Here is a 19,710-nt window from a genome sequence, read left to right on the forward strand (position 1 = left end):
TTCAAAGCGGGTATTCCGTGCGACCGCCGTCAACGGTCAACGTCGTGCCGTTGACGTAAGCCGCTTCCGGTGAGGCCAGGAATGCCACCGCCGCGGCGACTTCAGCGGGATTCGCCGCGCGCTTGGCCGGGATGTCGGCATTGTCCCCCGTCATGGTGTCGTCGAGGTTCATGCCTTTGGCAGCGGCCTGACCACGGAGGACCTCCAACCGCCGGGGGGTGAGGGTCGCACCGGGGGCGACGCAGTTGACAGTGACCGCGTCCGTCGCGTACTCGCGGGCGACGAGCTTGGCGGCTGCCGTCATCGCTGAGCGCAGCACTGTCGACGTGGCGAGTTGGGGCTGAGGCTGCCGCACCGCTGTCGAGGTGAGTACGATAACCCGCCCGAATCCTCGCGCGGCCATCGCGGGCAATGCGGCACGCATCAAAGCGAGCGGGCCGAGCAACAACAGGTCGAGGTCGCGGTGCCATTGTTCGTCGGGGACATTGAGGACCCGGCCGAGAGCCGGGCCGCCCGCGTTGGCGACTACGACGTCGAGCGAGCCGTGCCGGTTGTGTACCTCGGCGACAGCGTCCGTCACCGCAGCGGGATCTGCCAGGTCGCACACGATGTAGTCGGCGGAGTCGCCGAGAGTCGACGCAGTGGCGGCGAGGCGGCCGGCGGTGCGACCGGCGAGCACAACCCGGTGGCCGGTTCTGACCAGCGCGAGAGCAGTGGCCGCGCCGATCCCGCCTGCACCGCCGCCGACGAGAGCGGTGCGGATACCAGCAGGCGGAGGGCGACCGAAAGTGTGATCGATCGGGGATTGGTAGCTGTTCATAGTGTGTTTTACATTCGACTCGTGAGCGAGGCATACCAAACATGAGTCCCATTCCGCGGGACGCCCGATCGGTGGGCGACGATCCAGCGACCGGTTCGCTCGAACGTGCGGCCGCGCTGTTGGATGCCTTCGACGCCGCACATCGCGAACTCGGCCTGGCCAAACTCGTGGAGCGCTCTGGCCTGCCACGTTCGACCGTGCACCGCACCGCGTCGCGGATGGTGCAGCTCGGCTGGCTCGACAAGCCCGGTGATCGATATCGGATAGGTAACCGCCTCTTCGAGCTGTCCGGCCTGGTACCGGTGCGGCACGAACTGCGTGAGGCGGTGTTGCCGTACCTGCAGGACCTTTACGCCGCGGCCCGCACGACAGTGCAACTCGGCGTGCTCGACAGCGCTCGGGTACTGGTGGTCGAGAAGATCACCGGCCACCGTCCGATGCCGATGCTCTCGCAGGTGGGAGGCGTGGTCCCAGCGCACTGCTCCGGGCTGGGAAGGGTGATTCTGGCCTGGTCCGACGAAGAAACCATCGAAGCCGTGGTCGCCAGCGGGCTCAGCAGGCGCACTCCGCGTACGATCACCAGCCCGGAGGTGCTCCGGCGCGAACTCGTCGCCATCCATGAACGCGGCTGGGCTTACGAGCGAGAAGAAGGAAACCTGGGAGTCAGCTGCGTCGCCGGGCCGATCTTCGATTTCACCGGGAAGGTGGCCGCGGCGTTGTCGGTCACCGGCCCCACCGCTGTGGTTCACCCGGATCGGGTAGGGCCCGCTGTGCGGATGGCGTCGGCGGCGGCCACGCGGGCCTACTCGACACGGCGATGGGCCGCACCGCGTCCGCAACTGGAGTTGCCGTCCTAGCCAGTGGGACTTTCCTTTGGGCCTCGGACGTGCCGTACCTGAGGCTGGCGGAATCGCGCCGACCCGTTCGGCAAAGACCCCCGCATCAGGAGGACAGACATGCGTGTCGCCATCATCGGCGCCGGAATCGCCGGTATCACCACGGCCAAAGTGCTGACTCAGGCTGGCCACGATGTCGAGATCTTCGACAAGGCGCCCGACGTCGGTGGTGTGTGGAGCCGGACTCGTCGCTACCCGGGCCTCACCACCCAGAGCCCCAAGGCTCAGTACTCGTTCTCCGACTTCCCGATGCCCAAGCATTTCCCCGAGTGGCCGGCCGGTTCTCAGGTGCAGGAATACCTGGAGTCCTACGTCACGGAGTTCGGGCTCGGCCCGTGTCTGCGGCTTGCGCACACGGTCGAATCCGCCGTGCCGGTCGGGGACGGGTGGCGGGTGATCACGCGGTCGGCGGGGAAGGAGGCCAAAGCGGTTTATGATCGGGTGGTCGTCGCCAACGGCGTGTTCTGCGAGCCCTCACTCCCCGCCTTTTCTGGTCATGAGGAGTTCGCGGCTGCTGGAGGACGGCTGCTGGCGGGCTGTGAAATCCATGATGTGGAGGAGACGCGGGACAAGCATGTACTCGTCGTCGGTTATGGGAAGTCGGCTTGCGATGTGACCGTGCCGATCAGCCAGGTCGCGGCGAGTACCGACGTCATCGCCCGGCAGTTGCTGTGGAAGGTGCCCCGCAAGGTCGCGGGATTCCTGAACTTCAAGATGCTGCTGTTGACCCGGATGGGTGAGGCGTTGTTCCGCTACCGATGGCTTCGAGGCTTTGAGAAGTTCTTGCACGGCCCTGGCGATCGGATGCGGCGCTCGATGTTGAATTCCGTCGGGGCGGTGTCGGTAAGGCAGTTTCGGCTCGAGCAGCACGGCCTGGTGCCCCACGGTCGGATGGAGGACATCGTCAAAGGTGCCATCGGGCTGGCCACCGAAGGCTTCTTCGAGGGCGTAGCCGACGGTTCGATACGAGTGCACCGTGATATGACCGTGAAGCGGCTCCGAGTCGTCGATGGCAAACCGAGCGCCGAACTGGCCGACGGCAGCGTGCTTCCCGCCGATCTGGTCGTCTGCGCGACCGGCTACATCCAGGGCGTGCCGTTTCTGAGCGACGCCGTGTCGCGGCGGCTGTTCGACGAGCGCGGCAATTTCATGCTCTATCGGCAGATCCAGCCACTCGACGTTCCGGGTCTGTACTTCAACGGTTACAACTCATCGTTCTTCAGCCCGCTCAACGCCGAGATGGCGGCGCTGTGGATCGCCGCAGATCTCGCCGGCGCCCTCGAACTGCCTGCCGAGAAGGACCGCCGTGCCGACGTCATCGGCCAGCTCGCCTTCCTGGACGATGCGACCGACGCCCACCACTGCCGGGGAACCAAGATCATTCCGTTTTCGATGCACAACGTCGACGAAGTACTGGGCGACCTCGATGTGCAGATCGGCCGCATGACCCGGGCAGGGCACTGGCTGAACCCGATCTCTCCCGCGGCGTACCGCAAGGTCACCCCCGTGGTGCTCGAACGGCTAGCGGGCGGGGACGGGGCTCTGCCCACGAACGTGACCCGGCTGCCAGCCGGCGGCGGTGCTGGTACTTCAAAACACACCAACGCGGCGAGCTGACCGCGGTAAGGAGACGGACATGGACACGGATATTCCGGCCGAACGAGCGCACCACGTCGTCGGTCTCGGCGAGGGCACCGATGTCGGGGCGATCGGACTGGGCATCTATACCCGCATGACCGGTGCCGACACCAAGGGTGCGTACTCGTTGTTCGAGTACGTCGCGCCTCCGGGCCTCGGCGGACCGCCCACCCACGTCCACACACGTGAAGACGAGCTGTTCATCTGTGTGCGGAACAAGGTCGTGGTCGAACTCGACGGTGAAGATTACGTCCTTTCCCTAGGCGATTCATTGCTGACTCCACGCGGGACTCCGCACAGGTTCTACAATCCGTTCGACGAGGAGACCCGGATCATCGCGATCGTTTCGCCGCCTGGACTCGAGAAATATTATCAGGAGCTGAGTGAGTTGCCGCCTGGCCCTCGAGACATGACTCTCGTGGGGCAGATCATGACTCGTCACGGACTGGAACTACGGAAATGAGCAGCACGACCACCCGCCAAGCGCGGGAGAAGATGGTGCATGCCATGTGCACAGCCGTGGACGTCGGTGACGCGGAAGCCTTTGGCGCTTGGTTCGCCGAGAATGCCACGTACACCTTCGGCAATGGAGAGACACTGACCGGCAGGGACGCGATCGTCGCGGCCACAGCCGGTGCTGCGAGCGCCTTGCCCTGGGTGCGTCATATTGTCGACCAAGTCGCCGAGGTAGGCGATCAGTTGTTCTGTCGGTTCACGATCGAGACGGAAGCCCCCGACGGCACGGCTCTCGCTCTGCCGTGTGTCACGGTGATGCAAATGGACGGTGACGACGTGGTCGACTACCGCGTCCACATGGACATCACTCCCGCGCTCGGGATAGTGGTCATGGAAGACTGACGCCGGCTCTACGAGTGCTGGCCTCTCACCGCTGCTGCGCCGTCGGCTCGCTGCGGCGGCGAGCTCGGTGAGCACTTCAGTGGTGACAGTCCAGCCCAGGCACGCATCAGTGACACTTCGGCCAGCAGTCCAACTGGTGGCCGTCCACTACCTCATGTCTCCCATCCAGCAGGAAGCTTTCCAGCATGACCCCGCGGATCGCCGTGTTGCCGGCTGCGACCTGACGACCGATCTGAGAGGCAACGATCCGTTGGCGCTCATGGTCCTTCGCGCAATTGCCATGACTGGCATCGATGACCAGGCGTTCGTCCAGGCGATGAGAGTGACCGCTGCGGTCTGGTGAGAAAATGCCGGGGCGGACGATCAACGGTCATCGTGCATCTCCAATGCTGGGTACCACGAGAAACGGGCCTGGTATCGGGTCGGAAACCTGGCAAGCTTTGTCACGAAACAGTCCACGAGGGACGTACGTTCAGCTCTGCGACGGAGAAACCGGCCTGCTGGCGATATCGCGACATAATTTCGTCCAGCTCGCCGGCATTCAGCACGTCCTCGATGCGGCCGAAGCCGTCGGGGGTCCGCTGCTCGACGAGGGCCATGATCCGTTCGGGACCCAGTTCGCGGCTGGCAAGGACCAACTCTGTGGTCGGAGGACGACGTAACGCCTCATAGGACCGCAGCCCGACCTGTGGGTCGTCGCTTTCCGCAAGGCACCACGCCAGGACTCGGGCGTCGAGGATGGCCTGCGACGCCCCGTTCGACCCGACCGGGTACATCGGATGTGCAGCATCACCGAGGAGTGTGACGCGCTCCTCGCCCCAGTGACGTAACGGATTGCGATCGACCATGGGAAACTCGATGATGTCGGTGGTGGCTTCGATGAGCGCTGGGACGTCGAGCCAGTCAAAGCGCCAGTCGGCGAATCTCGTTCGAAAGTCGTCGTGCCGGCCACGCTGTCGCCAATCTTCCGGCGCCGATCCCGGTGCTGCGACCTTTGCTTCGGCAACCCAGTTCACGAGTGCACGTCCTCGACTCTCCGCCTCGGCCGAGATCGGGTACGCGACGAATTTCGACGAGAGGTTGCTGCCCGCCACGATCATCGTGCGGCCACCCAGAAAAGGTTCCCGCTCCGCGGTTCCGCGCCACATATTGATACCGCTCCATATTGGCGGCCCCTCACTCGGATGCAGCTTGCCGCGGACGACCGAGTTGATCCCGTCGGCGCCGACCAGCACGTCAGCAGAGACGACCTCGCGAGTATCCGAGTGGCGCGACCGCAGGGCCACGCACACCTCAGTCCGGCCAGTTCGGAAGTCTTCTACCGCGACGCCGCAGCGGACTGCCCTCTCGCCCACGCGCCGGCGCACGGTATCAAGCAGCAGTTGCTGGAGTCGACCCCGGTGAATCGAGTACTGCGGCCAGTGGTAGCCCGCTGCGACACCACGCTGCTCGGTCCAGATCGGCCTGCCGAAACGATCATGATAGACGAGCGCTGCAGTAGGTACACCGGAACTTGCAAGGGCGTCGCCGAGGCCGAGTTCGATCAGTTCACGAGCGGCATGCGGCAGCACGTTGATGCCCACGCCCAGTGGACGAATTTCGTAGGCGGCGTCGACGCATATCGCTTCGATCCCGGCTGCCTCCAGGCTGAGCATCGCAGTGAGCCCGCCGATGCCCGCTCCAGCGACTAAGACACGCATTCGCACCTCGCCCTCTCGGGCAGGATGAACATCTCGTGGACGACGGCGGCCAGGCCCTGCGCTGTCGAGACCATCGATCGCCGCCATGGTCTCTGGTCGGCACCAGACTCGTCGAAACCGGAGGCGATGATCCGCCGGAGGACTGGGACTTTGTGACAGTGCAGGAGTGCACCGAGGGGTACGTCAGTGGTTGCGAGGTCGCGGAGGACCTCGCTCGGGAGGTGCTCGGGCACGAGCACGCAGGTGGCATCGACGTAGGCAGCCCCGGAGGTCCGTCCCCGGAGCCGGACCGATCGAGTGGTCTTGTCGGCGGTCAGACTCACGACAAGCGGGTACGACTGGTCAATCAAGCCGACGTCAACCGTTGGCGCCACCTCTGCTGCGATCTGTTCGCCATAGAACACCTGCGAAAGCAGAGTTGCATGTCCGTAGGTACTGGTAAGAAGCCTGCGCGGGAGGGCTGGATATCCAGAATATTTCAAATCGGATTCTCCCTGGGTTGGAACAGGGCATTCGTCCACCCCGGACCGTGTTATTGAGGTAACAGTTCATGGTCAGGTCGCCGCATTCGCACATCGTGCGATGCCATACATTGTTGTGCTGTACACGGTAGGCCTGACCGTGTGCCGGCTCAAGCCATGATGCCGAATCAGCCTAGTGTCGCAATGAATTTGCTGGCGGTCGGCAATGTTGCGACTGCTCCTGCAATTACTGTTGGTGCCGTTGTCGTAGATCATTGTTTTATGGGGTGGTCGATGTGGCGATGGGTCGGATGGACGCGGTGGTACGTTTCACGCGCTCGTCCGGCTTGATCGACGCTACGCGAGCTACCGGCCGGCCGGCACGCGCAAGCGGACATACTTGAGGGTCGTGAGCTTCTGCCGTCTGCAATTGACGAGATGATCGCTCCCCGCTAAGTATGGCCAGGCGCGGAGTCGTGAGTGTTCTGGGACGTTCTACGACCCAGAACACTCACGACCGTCCTGAGAGCAGGTCTCACCGCGCGAGATGAGAGGCGATCTTCGCGACGTGCGCACCTTGGAAACTGGCCATGCCCAGTTCGAGTTCGCTGGGCTGCCGCTCGCCCTTGCCACCGGTGATCGTCGAGGAGCCGTAGGGACTGCCGCCCTTGAGCTCGTCGATCCCCATCTGGCGCTGCTCAGAGTAGGGAAGGCCGACGACGACCATGCCATGATGCAGCAGCGTGGTGTGGAAGCTGAGCGCGGTGGACTCCTGGCCGCCGTGCTGAGTGGCGCTGGCGACGAAGACCGACCCGACTTTCCCCACCAAGGCACCAGAGGCCCACAACGACCCGGTCTGATCCAGGAACGTCCGCATCTGGCCGGTCATGTTCCCGAAGCGAGTGCCGGTGCCGAAGATCACCGCGTCGTAATCGGCCAGCTCCGACGGTACGGCCACCGGAGCGGGCTGATCGGTCTTGCCACCCGCCGCGGCGAACGTCTCAGGGTCCATGGTCTCGGGTACCCGCTTGACCTCGACGCTCGTCCCGCTTACGGTGCTCGCGCCCTGAGCGACGGCATAGGCCATCTTCTCGATGTGCCCGTACATGCTGTAGTACAGGACAAGAACCTTGGTCACTGGTGTTCCTCTCGATCTCTTCTGCCGTCGGCTTTGTGCCGGCGGTTTCGTTCCAGACACGGGTTTCGCGACTGAAAACATGGAATCGGACGGTCATCGACTCAATACCCGCGCCAGCGCGGACCCGAGCGACTCGGCGGGCCGCGCCGGGCCCGCAGGACAGTGCCAGGCCACGATCGCGTCCGGACGGACCAGCAACGCGCCCGTGCTGGTGAGCTCCGATTCGGCGAGCCAGGCTTTTCCGGCTTCGTCTTCACCGATCTGGATCGTCCGCAGGCCGATTCCGTGGGCCGCGGCGACCACGGCCGCTGCCTCTTGCCAGAATTCACCGTCCGGCCCAGTAAGCATGAGGAAATCCGTCCCGACCATGTCCAAAGTGGATACACGTTCACCGTCGGCGTCGAGCCAGGCATGCGGGATCCTGGTTCCTGGCCGTCCGCCAGGGGCGTATCGGTCCCACGGTGCGGGGTCGCGACCGTCGGAAACGAACGCTCCTTCGGGGTACTGAGCCCCGAACATCCCGGCGGTCATGTCCACGGGGCGGTCGCCGCCGCCGGTGACCGCCTTGGCCATGGTGCCGAGGTGGCCGCGGACCTGGCTGGAGAACGCGGCGGTCGCGTAGCCGACCGGATGCCGCTCGGCGTGGTAGCTCTCGAGCAGCGTGGCCGAGGCGCTCCCGCCGAGTACGGCGGCGAGTTTCCACGCAAGGTTGGCGACATCGGCGATCGCCGTATTGGCTCCGGCCGCGGCCATCGGTGGCATCACATGTGCGGCGTCGCCGGCGAGGAACACCCGCCCTTCGGCGAACCGGTCGGCCACGTACATCCCCGATTCCCAGGGCATCCTGGAGAGGATTTCGATGTCCACGGAGTCCGGATCGGACACACCGAGCACAGTGCGCAGCAATTGCTCCCACTCGTGGTCTTCGAGGTCGCGGGCGCGCCGGTCACCCACCGGGAAGTCCGACGTCGAGAACAGCCAGCGGTCCGTGCCGTTGACCGAGACGAACGCGCCCGAAGCGGCCGGGTTCTCGATACGGCAAATGTTGAACTCCTTGCCGCGCACGAGATCGGTGAGATCGGCGCGGAAGCAGATGTCGAGGTTGTCGGCGAGGTGCTCTGCACCGCTTCGCGGGATCCCGAGCGCTTCGCGGATCCGGCTGTGAGCTCCGTCGGCCGCGATGAGGTAGTCGGCGACCACGGTGTAGGACTCGCCACTACTGGTGTGCTGCAGCCTGACGGTCACGTGGTCGTCGTACGGGCTGAACGCCACGAGTTCGGTGGCGAACCGCACCTGCGCCCCACGTGCCTGGGCTGCCTGCCGAAGCACCGGCTCGAGAACGTCTTGCGGGCACAGAATGGGTGGCGAGGGGCTGTAGCGGGCGAACAACGCGCGCGGATCCGGGGCCGTTCCCGGCTGCCGCCCCGCCGGAGGTGGAGGCGAGCCCGCTTCGGCCAAGGTCGGGCCGGCCAGCATCCTGGTGAACTTCGCGAGTGGCCTGGCGGCCTCCGAGACCTGATCGCTCAGCCCCAGCATGCGGAACACTTCATTGCTGCGAGGGTTGAATCGGCGTGCCTTCGGCAGGGGCGACGTATCCGCGTGCTTCTCGACCAGTAAAGTGTCGACGCCGTGCTGTCGCAGCAGTAGCGCCGCTGTCAGCCCGGCGACACCGCCTCCGACGATCAGGACCGGGACGTGCTCATGGGGCACGCCGTCCACGGTTGGCGAAATGCTCACGTACCCTCCTTGAGATCTTCCCGATGCCGGAGGCGTGCCGAACCCGGGGGACAGGCTCGTGATAGCGAAATCAGCCGGGTGGTCATGCGGCGGCCGCTTGCCGATATTCCTCGCAGGCGGCGATTCCGCCGTGCAGCTTGCTGAGGAAACGTCGGCAGGAGTCGTAGTCGAGTTCGTCCATGCGCCACGCGATGTGACCGTCCGGCCGAACGATGTACAGGGCTTGGGAGTCCGGTTCGGTCAGGCCGTAGTGCTCGAACACCTGAGGCGAGTCGACATACTCGACCCGGTCGTCGCGCCGGCAAGCCACCCGGCCGACGAGATGGGTCGCGATGTTCCCGCCGAAGGCGGCGATGCTGCGTAGCTGGGCGGTGTGCTCAGTGATCTCGGCCTCGGAGAGGTGTTTGCGCGACAGCGCCACGACCTGCAGCTGGTAGCCCTGCAGCAGATCGAACATCTGCCGCTCGGTGCTGAGCGTCGCGTCGGGGGCGCGTTGACCGGCGAGCGGGCCTTTGAGGGAGTACAGCAACTCGTTGACGTTGTACTCACTGGCCGGGTAGGCGAGGCTGATTTGCGAGAGCCGTTGGAAGGCCTTGCGGTGAGGTAGCGGGGTCGCGGACATCCTGGCGACCAAGAACGGGCCGACGGTGTCGCGGAACCACGCCTGCCAGCTACGTAGGTCGGCAGCGGCCTTGTACAGCCGATCAGTGAATCGCAGCAACTGGACACCGACCGGGTGCCGTTCTTCGGCGTAGGTGTCGAGCAGCGCCGGGGCAGCACCGTTCCGGAGGACAGCGCCCAGCTTCCAGGCGAGATTGGCCGCGTCGTGGAGGCCTGTGTTCATCCCTTGGCCGCCCGCGGGCGAGTGGATGTGTGCGGCGTCGCCGACCAGGAAACCCCGGCCGACCCGGTAGCGCTCCACCTGCCGGAGGTTCACCTGATATCGGCTGGTCCACACAGGTTCGCTGAGGGTGACCGGCACGTTCATGGCTTCGCGCAGGTCTTTCTGGAGCTGCTCCAGAGTCACTGGCGCGCGATCGGTAGTCGAATCATCGCGTGGGCTGAGGTCGGTGGCCATGACGCGAGACACTGCGGAGCCCTGCAGCGGCAGGAAGAGCCCGATGCGGTCGCCCTTCATGAAGACCCGGAAGTGCGAGTGGTCGAAGGGCCATTCGACCCGGCAGTCGGCCAGCAGATAGCGCTGGAGGTACGGGCTTCCGTCAAAGGTCAGCCCGAGCTGCTTACGCACTGTGCTGTGGGCGCCGTCGGCGCCGACGACGTAACGACATGTGAGGGCACGATCGCGCTCGAGGTGACCGTTCCGGACGAGCTGGGCAGTGACCTTGGTTTCGCTCTGGGTAAGCGAAACGAGGCGAGTGCCGCGTTCGACGATCACGCCGTGGCGAGCGAGATCCTGCAGCAGCAGCTCTTCCACCTCGGCCTGAGGTGCCATCAGGATGAACTGGTACGGCGTGGTCGTCGCCCGGGACCGGTCGAAGTCCAGGCCGCCCACGTCTTTGCCCTTGATGTGGAACTTGATTCCCGACGTGACGACACCACGCCGCAGCAACTCGTCGGCCAGCCCGATGCTGCGGAAGAGCTCAACGGTGCGGGCTTGGACGGCGAACGCGCGCGATTCGACGGCGGGGCCGGTGTTCGCGTCGACAACGCGCACCTTGACACCCTGACGGACCAGCAGTGCTGCGGTCATCAGACCGCTCGGTCCGGCACCGACCACGAGAACCTCGCAGTCCGCCACGTCAGTCTTCCCGGTCGTCGCCAGGCTTTCTCGTCGGGCGGCGTCAGCGGCCCAACGCCATCCGTCCACTTCCATGGCGGTCAGGTTGGTTGCGGACCGGGCCGGGGCTTTGGCCTTGCCCAGCCCTTCGAGGAAGCCTCGCACTGTTCCGGCTTTGCCCGGCCGCCTGAAGACGCGTGGCATGGGCTTCCCGGTGATCCGTGCCCAGAGGCGACGAAGTACGAGAACGATCAGTGTCACCAAAGCGATGGTGAGGAGCACCATGACGTCACCCCTTGCCGACTCGCGTTGCGGGAAGCTCGCTGCACATGCGCAGGAACTGCTGGCGCAGCGGTCCCGTGACGCAGGACTGGATCTTCTGGATGAATTCCTGCGTGTAAGGCTGAGTGATATGTTCTTCGAGATCCTTCTTCGAGCGGAACACCTCGTAGATCACGAACAACCTCGGCTCAGTCCGGTCCCGGTGCACGTGAAACTCGATGGCTCCGGGCTCGGCTCGTAACGGTTCTACCAAGTCCAGAATCAGTTTCTCGACCGTGTTCTCGTATCCCGGCTTGGCTTCGGCGAAGCCAAGGTGGCAGTAAGGGCCGGTCTCATCGACATCGGGCTCTGGCAGAACGGCAAGCTTGGTGCTCACAGGCCTCTCCTATCATGTGTGTGCGGACCTATGCCCTGAGTAGGAGCCAGCACGAATGCCAAAGGTCCGCCGGTGCGCTTTGCCCAGATTCGCAGCCGACGGCCGAGACAACACAATCCGAGTCCCGCGTGGTGGGACTTCGCTCGGATCCCTGGTGCGATCAACGATGATTCTTGGCGGCCGTGCGGTGGCCTGCATTTCTCGAATCAGAGAAATCGGGAGCGAAACTCTGCCCAATTGTCCACGCCCGAGGCCCTCCGACGTGTGACGTCGGAGGGCCTCTACGACTACGACCGCTCAGGCCAGGCTCAAGCCATAGGTCTGCAGCGTACGAACGAGCGGGTAGTAGTAGCTGACTTGGTCGTTGCCGCCGGACAGCGTGCCCAGACCTTTTTCACCGTCGTAGGCAGGGCCACCCGAGTCACCGGCGGCGGTAACGATGTCAGCACCGAACTCGTGCTTGACTTCGCCGAAGTCGAAGTTCACTGTCTCGTCGACAGAGAAGACACGGCCGCCGCGATTACCGGTGGTCTTGCCCTGCGACCGGATCTGCTCGCCAACGACCGGGTTGGCCGCGACGGTGATTCTCTGGCCGGTGTTGATCACGCCGGGGCCGGTGCCATTCGGCCGGGACAGCACACCCACATCGGCGCCGGGAGAGTCGCTGAGGAGGATCTTGGCGCCGGTGACGTCCCCGCCACTCCAGACGCCACCGTGGTCAGTGCAGTGCCCGGCGGTGAGCAACAACGGCTGCCCGCCGGCCTTGACGTTGAATCCCAGCGAGCAGGTAATGCCTTTGTCGTTGTGAATGGCGTCGCCGCCGGCGAGGTGGGCTTTGAGCTTCCCGGAGCGATATTCGACACGAACGCTGTCACCGTAACCGGCGGCCGCCGCGGCGACCCGGTCCGCGACGGCTTTCGTGGCCGCCGCGTAGATCGTGACCACAACCTGGTTGGCCCGGGTGTCGATGCCCCACGAAGTCTGCGGAACATTCTTCACCGCGTCCAACTGGGTCTTGATGTCGGTCAGTGCGGCGAAGGTGCGCTTGACCTTCCGGGCGGTGAGGCCCGCGGCCCGCACTGATCGGAGAGCCTTGTCGTCGACGACGTTCACGACAGCCTTGTCTTCGTCGAGGTAGATCCCGCCGGAAGATGAAGTCCCGAGCGCGTCCGCGACTTGGGTGGCGTGGACGAGGGCCTGTGTCCGCAGTGGCCCGAAGGCGACTGGCGATGCCGACGCGGCGACAGGGCACACCCCCGTCAGTAGTAGCGCAGTGCCCGCGATCGCCAAGGATTTCCGGAGATTCATCAATACGCTCCAAAGGGTTCCAGTCCGACACTTGGCAGCGACGGTCCGGCACCGATGACCGAAGCTCAATCGAAGTTCGTTGGCGATTGCCGATCTGTAGGGTTTTACCTCACGAACCTGCCGCCGGTCACCCTCTCGCCGTTCATGCTGGGGTTGTCGCCACGGGGCGCGGTCTTCGGTTTGCCGCGCAAGAGCCAGAGGTGCCGGGTTGCCGCGAGTGTTCAGCCGTTGAACACAGGCGACCTTCTTGAACACGCCGCCACCCAGATCTCGATTCGCCTTGGGAGGCAGTGCTGTCGCACGGTACGGCCTCGGCCGTGTCGCCGCCCGCAGTCGAGTTCAGACCGGCCGGCACGTGGCGGTCAGCGGAATGCACCGGCCCGCATGGCCAACAGGACCAGCTGTGCCCGGTCGCCGGTATGAAGTTTATGAGCGATCCGCGCCAGGTGTCTCTTGACCGTTAACGGCGACAACCCTTGTGCCTCACCGATCTCCTTGTTCGTCATCCCTTTCGCGACCAAGTGAAGCACGCGGATCTCAGGAGGCGAAAGTGTTTGCGCTTTGCCGTCGACACTATCGACAGCTTTGCCGGGGAACAATGGGTCGTCACTCGACGGTGGGACGACGTCGTCATCCAGTTGGACGGGAAGGTCATCGTCGATGTTCGGCAGGAAGAGATAGCCGCTGGCGCCTGTCCGCAGGGCGTCCCGTACCGCATAAGGGTCAGGTCCCTCGGCCGCAACGATGATCCTGTGCCAACCTTCGTTGCGCAGTTCGGACACCACGGCATGCGCATCTCCATCGGGCTGATACGTCTCCACAAGCACCAGATCGTCGCTGTCGGAATGCTCCCTCTTCGGCCTTGCGTCGATCGACCTGGCTTGCGACACAGGGGTGACGCCCATGGCTTCCAGCCACCGGCAGAGCTGTCTCCTCCACGGGGAATCGCGAATCGCGAGCAGCATGGACGGGGTCCCGTTCGTCCCGGTGAGAAGCGCCCAGGTGGCCGACGTTCCCTGGCAGGGGTCGGACCCGGTCCCTCGCACCTGCCCTTCCTGAGGCAGGGAAGATTTCGACTCCGACTTGATCCCCTCCGACGCGCTAGACCGTATGCGGCGATTCGGACGAACCGGAGCGCCGCGTTCTGCAGGATTGATAAGGCACACCTTGCTGTTCAGTCGACCAAATCGGCGCGTTTCGCAGCTGAGCGTCCAGTTCGACGTACATGCAGTCAAGGCGGGAGAGACTGAGGGGCGCGAAGTCTGCCCTTCCGTACACGGATTGCGGAGGGTAGATCCTGCTCGCCTTAGGTCATTCGAGACAGGCGAAAACGCAACTGGGCGGACGGTTCGTCGCAGCCGGATTCCGCCGCGTGTTGTCCGGCTGAACGCACTCGCCGTCCCTCCGGGAACGCAAACGGCACCGTCACGCGCGCCCATGACAGGCTCCTCAAATGCCTCCGCCGCGATACGGTCGCATAAGCAGCTTGGGCTTCGACCGTTCAATTAGGTCGGCCATGGGCGTCGGGAATCCGGCTCCGTATGAGGATTTGAACGCCGCGACTGCATTCGACGCGGGCGGGCCGGCATTCCGCGGGGGTGCCGTCGTGGACGATCTCGTCGAGCAACGAGGATCTACCGGCCACCGGGGTGATCCTGAGTGACTACGGCGAGGATGAGTAGGCCCCGTCCGGGCAGAACCACAGAGCCACCGACTGGTCGTTGGTCGAGTATCGGCGGGCGTGCGGACTGGTCGGACGATGATCGCGCCTGCGACATCATCGTGTGACCATATGAGTTGGCCAAGGTGTACTGGTCGTACGAAGTGGAGACGGGAGCACCCGGCAATCCGCAGAACGGATCGGCGCAGGAAGTGGGCTCGATGGAGACGACAAGATCACTTCTGTCGGCAGTCCCGTCCGTCGCACGGTGCCAGGTCTCGTGGGTTTCCGACGGACTCTGCGAGGCGTTCCCGACGCTTGCCCAGACGGGGCTGGTCACCGCAGAGATGGAGGAGCCGGTATCAGAGTCGTGCCCTGGAATCCCATGGCGGGATTGGATGAAGGGGCGTGGGGCAGTACGCGTCTACAGTGGATCCGCCGGTCGGCTCGCATCCGGTGCGGTGAGCTGGGGAGCTGAAACTTCGGAACCGTCGCGGCACGATCGGTTGAGACCAACCCTTCGCCGGAAGCAGAGGCTCCCGTCCCTCTGCTTCCCCTCCCGTGGGTCCGCCCGTCGAAGCGGGCGGGCCCACGGGGCCACTAACATACATAGCTCTTCTCGAGTTCGTTTATGGCCAAGTTTGAACTAAAGTTCATGTCGATCGAGAGGAAGCCGCACAATGGGGCGCAGGGCACCGATTCGGTAACGAAAGTTTGCCGGGAAATCGGGAGGGTCAGAGCGATGGAAGCGGTTTGGGGAAGTTTGCAGAGTATTTCGGGCAGCTCGGGTCGGTTTCGGTGGTTCGCGCAGAAACGCGAAGGTAGTGTGTCAGCGGCATCATGGGCTGGTCGGTAAATTATCGCTGCGCCGGTTCTGAAAGCCGTCGAGTCAGCCCTCTGAACGTTGATGATTCCACCTGACTGATCGGCGGTGAAGCCGCCATCCGTGAAACTGGCTAGTTCGGGAGATTGTCGTATGACGGAAAGCTGCGAGATAGCGTTGGACAGGCGACTTGACGCCGATCTCCTTGCCCGCTCACACCTGCCCGTCGATGTGCGGTTGTCGGACGCTGCACGTCTTGAGCTGAAACAGTGTCGTGCTTTCGTCGACACGCACTTGGCCGAGGGACACGAGGTGTATGGCGCGACGACCGGTTTCGGGCCGCTCGTCACTTTCGCCGGACGTGATTCGCTGGTCGATCAGTGTGACAACACGCTCCAGCATCTGTCCGCGGGGCAGGGGCGTGAGTTGCCCTCAGAAGTGGTTCGTGCGGCCGTTCTCACCCGGCTCTGGTCGTTGGCCAAGGGCAGGTCCGGAGTGTCACCGGCCGTGATCGACACGCTGTGCGCGATGTTGCGCACCTCATTCACGCCTGCCGTGCCCTCTCTGGGGTCGGTGGGTGCCAGTGGTGACCTCGTCCCGCTCGCGCATGTCGCACAGTGTCTGCGCGGTCATGGCCATGCCTATTTCGAGGGCCGCCGGATGCCCTCGGCGGAAGCGCTGACGGCAGCCGGGCTGGAGCCTCTCCAGCTCGATGGACGCGACGCTTTGGCTCTGGTCAACGGGACGTCGGTGACCGTTGCCGCGGCGGCGCTCGCGTGGACGTCGATTCGACGTTCGTCGTCGTCTGCGCTTGCCTTGACCGCGTTGCTGGCCGACCTGCTCGGCTGCACACCCGCGTTCCTGTCTCAGCCGCTGCTGGCTGCCTATGGCCATCCTGAGGCGGCAGTGGCGGGGGAACGGATGTCGGCGATGCTGGCGGGGACCCGCCCGACCGGTGATCGTCCCCTGCAGGAGCCGTACAGCATCAGGTGCACGCCTCAGCTGCTCGGCGCTGCCAGTTCGGCGATCGCCTACGCCGGTACGGTCGTGGACAACGACCTCAACGGCGTGAGCGACAACCCGCTGTTCTTCGCCGAGGAGAACCTCGTAGCGCACGGCGGCAACTTCTTCGGGCAGCCTTGTGCCTTCGCGAGTGATCTGCTGTCTCTAGTCGCGATCCAGACCGGCAATCTCGCGGAACGGCAGCTTGACCTGCTCGTGGACCCGCACCGCAACGGTGGGCTGCCACCGATGCTTTCGGCGGCTCCCGGACGACAGCACGGAATGCAGGGTGTACAGCTCGTTTCCACGGCCATCGTCGTAGACATGCGGCGCTCGGCCACTCCGGCCAGCATGCAAAGTGTGCCGACCAACCTGCATAACCAGGACATCGTGCCGTTCGGCACTCAAGCGGCCTTGAACGCCGGAGAACTGGCGGGTTCCCTGCGGTTGCTGCAAGGTTCGCTCGCGCTGGGACTTCGCCAGGCCGGGCACGTGGGTGATCGAACCCCGACCGCCCCGTTCTGTGTGGAACTCTACGATCGGCTCGCCGCCGCCATCCCCCCTATCGACATCGACCGGCCGCTTGACGAGGACGTCCGAACCGCCGCCGACGTCGTCGACGAGCATCTCGCCGATTGGCGGGACCAATGATGATTTCCGTGGTCCGATCGCCGGTGGCGGTCGTCGAGCGACCAGGATTCGATATTCAGGCCCTCCCCATGCCCATGCCATCGGAACGGTTCGGGGTCTGGGGGAGCCCCGCGGGGATCACGGACTTCTCGGCGGACCTTGCCGTGGCGCTCCGGCCGTCCGCTGACGAGCTGACTCCGCCCGATACCTTGGACGAGCGCGCCTTTTATCGGTGGTTGCTCGGCCACCATGTGACTTTTTGTATCTGGCGGCGTATCACCGAGGTCCTCGAGTTCATGGTCCACGATGGACCGACACGGGAGCGGGTCGACGAGGTCGCGTGGTGGTATGACTGCTACTCGGCCATGTTCCTCTATGCGGGAAGCTGTACGGCGGGCACGTACGCTCGGGCCATCCGATCGGAGATGGCTGCCGCGCATCCCGGTTTCAGTGGTGTCTGGGCCCGCGACTACGAGCGGATTCTTCAGCTGCTCGGACGGCTCAGCCTTCCGGCGAACAGCACGCTGAAGGCCGCGCTCATGCGTAACCGCCTCGTCCATGTCACGGTGGCGAAGGCTCTTGTACCGCAAGGCGCGTCACTGCTCAAGCAGAGCGGCCGGCGGGCGAACCAAGGTGCGACGGATGCTGAGCGGGACCTCTTCGACAGGTTCTTTCTGATCGAGCGCGGGCCGGTAACCCGCGATACGTTCGTCGCGCACGCGATCCGCCGGATGGCGGCGGTTCAGTGCGATCTCTTGCGCCATCCGTTGGACATCTCGCTTTACGAGGATGTCTGCCGTCAGTTGCCCGGCGACCTGCCGGCGATGGTGCGTGACATGGCCGTCTTCCTGGCAAGCACCCACAGTGGAGGAATGAAATGCACAGCGTGACTACGGGTGTGGGCCCGCAAGACAAACGAGTGCGGTTGACCTCGCGAATCGTCGACTATGTCTTGGCCCAGGTCGCACCGCCGACCGCTGCCGAGCAGCGGCTCATCGACGACACCACCGCTCTCGGCGGGATCGCCGAGATGCAGATCCCGCACGAACAGGGGGCGTTGCTCACGCTGCTGGCGAAGCTGGTCGACGCACGCACCATCGTCGAGGTCGGCACGTTCACCGGGTATTCCACCCTCGCGCTCGCCAAGGGCGTGGCACCTGGTGGTGTCGTGCTCACCCACGACATTTCCAGTGACTGGAGTGAGCTCGCCACCCGGGCGTGGAAAGAGGCGGGCGTGGCGGACCGCATCCAGCAGCGCATCGGACCGGCGGCTCCCGCCCTCGCCGGATTGCCGGAAGAGCCGTTCATCGATCTGGCCTTCATCGACGCGGACAAGGTCGGATATCTCGAATACTGGGAGCTGCTCGTGCCGAGGATGGCCGAGAACGGCCTGATCCTCGTCGACAACGTGCTGTACGCGGGGGAGGCGGCCGACGAGGATGCCACAGGCAACGCGAAGGCCATCCAGGAGGTCAACGCCCACATCCGGGCGGACGAACGTGTCGAATCGGTACTGCTCGCCATCTCTGACGGGCTGACGATCGCGCGCAAGAAACGCGCCAGGGAGTTTCCCGGCGATCGAGCCAGAGCAGAGGTGACCCCATGAAAGCTGTAATCCTGCGGGGAAAGTACGACGTCGCGATCGAGACGGTCCCTGACGCGAAGGTCCAGTTTCCCACGGACGCGGTCGTCCAGGTCGTCGCCGCGGCGATCTGCGGTACCGACCTGCGCGGCTACGGCGGACTGCCCGGGCCGGTGCACGGCCCACGTTGCGGGCACGAGTTCGTCGGTCTGGTCACCGAGGTCGGTGCCGAGGTCAGTCGCTTGCGGCCAGGCATGTTGGTCGTCGCCCCCTTCGTCTTCTCGGATGGAACTTGTGTCCAGTGTGTCCGTGGTCTGCCCAGTTCGTGTGCCTCGGGCGGCATGTTCGGCGTGGACTGCGACGGCGGCCAGGCAGAGGCGGTTCGGGTCCCGTTCGCCGATGCCACCCTGGTCGAGGTGCCGATGGACGAGCACGACGAGCGCATCCCAGCGGTGCTGGCGCTGGCCGACGTGATGGCGACCGGGTTCCACGCGATGCATACGGCCCGAGTCGGACCGGACACTTCGGTCGCGATCGTCGGCGATGGGCCGGTCGGGCTGTGCTCCGTCCTCGCCGCCAGGGCACTCGGCGCGAAGCGGATCATGATGCTGGGTCGGCACGGCTGCCGTACTCGGATCGGCAGGTCCTTCGGCGCCACGGATGTCATGGAGTCGAGCGGAACCGGGACGGTGGCCGAGGGCATCGACTTCGTGCTGTCACGTAGCGACGGTAGTGGTGTGGACGTCGTGGCGGAGTGCACCGGTGAGTCGGCTGCATTGGACACCGCACTCGGGAGTTGCCGAGACGGTGGCACGATGAGCTTGGTCGGCGGGCCGCACGGCGAGGCCGGCCAGATGATGGCGTGTTTCCTTCGCAACATCACCGTTACCGGTGGACTCGCTCCGGCCGGTGCCTATCTCCCCGCCCTGCTCGACGACGTACTGGCGGAGCGGCTCGATCCCGGCCCGATCTTCGACCTGACCGTCTCCCTCGACGAAATCGCTTCCGGTTATGAGGCGATGCGCTCCCGGACGGTGACCAAAGTACTCGTGCAGGTTTGA

At 64.8% G+C, this 19,710-nt stretch carries 18 protein-coding genes; 8 read left to right on the forward strand and 10 right to left on the reverse strand.

The features are described from left to right. Position 1 precedes the first annotated feature (1 nt). Positions 2-820 (reverse strand): SDR family oxidoreductase, encoded by an 819-nt coding sequence (locus tag ACIBTM_RS36340; protein WP_395881691.1) that lies wholly within the window; start codon positions 818-820, stop codon positions 2-4. A 41-nt stretch (positions 821-861) separates the two neighbouring features. Between ACIBTM_RS36340 and ACIBTM_RS36345 the strand changes: the two genes are divergently transcribed. The 4 genes from ACIBTM_RS36345 (at position 862) to ACIBTM_RS36360 (ending at position 4,212) form a co-directional block, all read left to right on the forward strand. Beyond that, positions 862-1,677, forward strand: coding sequence for an IclR family transcriptional regulator (locus ACIBTM_RS36345; RefSeq protein WP_395881692.1), 816 nt, complete (start codon positions 862-864; stop codon positions 1,675-1,677). 99 nt (positions 1,678-1,776) lie between these two features. After that, positions 1,777-3,333 (forward strand): flavin-containing monooxygenase, encoded by a 1,557-nt coding sequence (locus tag ACIBTM_RS36350; protein ID WP_395881693.1) that lies wholly within the window; start codon positions 1,777-1,779, stop codon positions 3,331-3,333. 19 nt (positions 3,334-3,352) lie between these two features. Then, positions 3,353-3,817 (forward strand): cupin domain-containing protein, encoded by a 465-nt coding sequence (locus ACIBTM_RS36355; protein WP_395881694.1) that lies wholly within the window; start codon positions 3,353-3,355, stop codon positions 3,815-3,817. After that, positions 3,814-4,212 (forward strand): nuclear transport factor 2 family protein, encoded by a 399-nt coding sequence (locus ACIBTM_RS36360; RefSeq protein WP_395881695.1) that lies wholly within the window; start codon positions 3,814-3,816, stop codon positions 4,210-4,212. The genes ACIBTM_RS36355 and ACIBTM_RS36360 overlap by 4 nt, the downstream gene beginning before the upstream one ends. A 106-nt stretch (positions 4,213-4,318) precedes the next feature. Here ACIBTM_RS36360 and ACIBTM_RS36365 read toward each other — a convergent pair whose 3' ends face one another. The 9 genes from ACIBTM_RS36365 to ACIBTM_RS36405 form a co-directional block, all read right to left on the reverse strand. Further along, positions 4,319-4,579 carry a hypothetical protein gene (locus ACIBTM_RS36365; protein WP_395881696.1) on the reverse strand — a complete coding sequence of 87 codons (261 nt, stop codon included), beginning with the start codon at positions 4,577-4,579 and terminating at the stop codon, positions 4,319-4,321. A gap of 76 nt (positions 4,580-4,655) precedes the next feature. Then, positions 4,656-5,867: a flavin-dependent oxidoreductase gene (locus ACIBTM_RS36370; protein ID WP_395881697.1), complete on the reverse strand. Its 1,212-nt coding sequence runs from the start codon at positions 5,865-5,867 to the stop codon at positions 4,656-4,658. A 32-nt stretch (positions 5,868-5,899) separates the two neighbouring features. Then, entirely contained in the window at positions 5,900-6,316 is a 417-nt protein-coding gene (locus tag ACIBTM_RS36375; protein WP_395881698.1) for a hypothetical protein, read from the reverse strand. 592 nt (positions 6,317-6,908) lie between these two features. Next, positions 6,909-7,511, reverse strand: coding sequence for an NAD(P)H:quinone oxidoreductase (gene wrbA, locus ACIBTM_RS36380; RefSeq protein ID WP_395881699.1), 603 nt, complete (start codon positions 7,509-7,511; stop codon positions 6,909-6,911). Between the two features lie 93 nt (positions 7,512-7,604). Next, positions 7,605-9,248, reverse strand: coding sequence for an FAD-dependent monooxygenase (locus ACIBTM_RS36385; RefSeq protein WP_395881700.1), 1,644 nt, complete (start codon positions 9,246-9,248; stop codon positions 7,605-7,607). Positions 9,249-9,330: 82 nt separating this feature from the next. Then, complete coding sequence (locus tag ACIBTM_RS36390; protein WP_395881701.1) at positions 9,331-11,151, reverse strand: FAD-dependent monooxygenase; 1,821 nt, start codon at positions 11,149-11,151, stop codon at positions 9,331-9,333. Positions 11,152-11,275: 124 nt separating this feature from the next. Continuing rightward, positions 11,276-11,644 (reverse strand): putative quinol monooxygenase, encoded by a 369-nt coding sequence (locus ACIBTM_RS36395; RefSeq protein WP_395881702.1) that lies wholly within the window; start codon positions 11,642-11,644, stop codon positions 11,276-11,278. A gap of 297 nt (positions 11,645-11,941) precedes the next feature. Then, positions 11,942-12,952: a S1 family peptidase gene (locus ACIBTM_RS36400; protein ID WP_395881703.1), complete on the reverse strand. Its 1,011-nt coding sequence runs from the start codon at positions 12,950-12,952 to the stop codon at positions 11,942-11,944. A gap of 362 nt (positions 12,953-13,314) precedes the next feature. Then, complete coding sequence (locus ACIBTM_RS36405; protein WP_395881704.1) at positions 13,315-13,917, reverse strand: LuxR C-terminal-related transcriptional regulator; 603 nt, start codon at positions 13,915-13,917, stop codon at positions 13,315-13,317. Between the two features lie 1,671 nt (positions 13,918-15,588). On the opposite strand from ACIBTM_RS36405, the gene hutH reads away from it, so the two are divergent. Genes hutH through ACIBTM_RS36425 form a run of 4 tightly spaced genes read left to right on the forward strand, consistent with a single transcriptional unit; the run spans position 15,589 to position 19,710 of the window. Then, positions 15,589-17,088, forward strand: a complete 1,500-nt coding sequence (hutH, locus tag ACIBTM_RS36410; protein WP_395881705.1) for a histidine ammonia-lyase — start codon at positions 15,589-15,591, stop codon at positions 17,086-17,088. Continuing rightward, positions 17,088-17,957, forward strand: coding sequence for a hypothetical protein (locus ACIBTM_RS36415; RefSeq protein ID WP_395881706.1), 870 nt, complete (start codon positions 17,088-17,090; stop codon positions 17,955-17,957). Before hutH ends, ACIBTM_RS36415 begins: the two co-directional genes overlap by 1 nt. A 29-nt stretch (positions 17,958-17,986) precedes the next feature. Next, complete coding sequence (locus tag ACIBTM_RS36420) at positions 17,987-18,673, forward strand: O-methyltransferase (RefSeq protein ID WP_395881818.1); 687 nt, start codon at positions 17,987-17,989, stop codon at positions 18,671-18,673. Next, complete coding sequence (locus tag ACIBTM_RS36425; protein ID WP_395881707.1) at positions 18,670-19,710, forward strand: alcohol dehydrogenase catalytic domain-containing protein; 1,041 nt, start codon at positions 18,670-18,672, stop codon at positions 19,708-19,710. Before ACIBTM_RS36420 ends, ACIBTM_RS36425 begins: the two co-directional genes overlap by 4 nt.

Origin of the sequence: Amycolatopsis sp. NPDC049868, assembly GCF_044461365.1 — a bacterium.
Lineage (GTDB): Bacteria > Actinomycetota > Actinomycetes > Mycobacteriales > Pseudonocardiaceae > Amycolatopsis.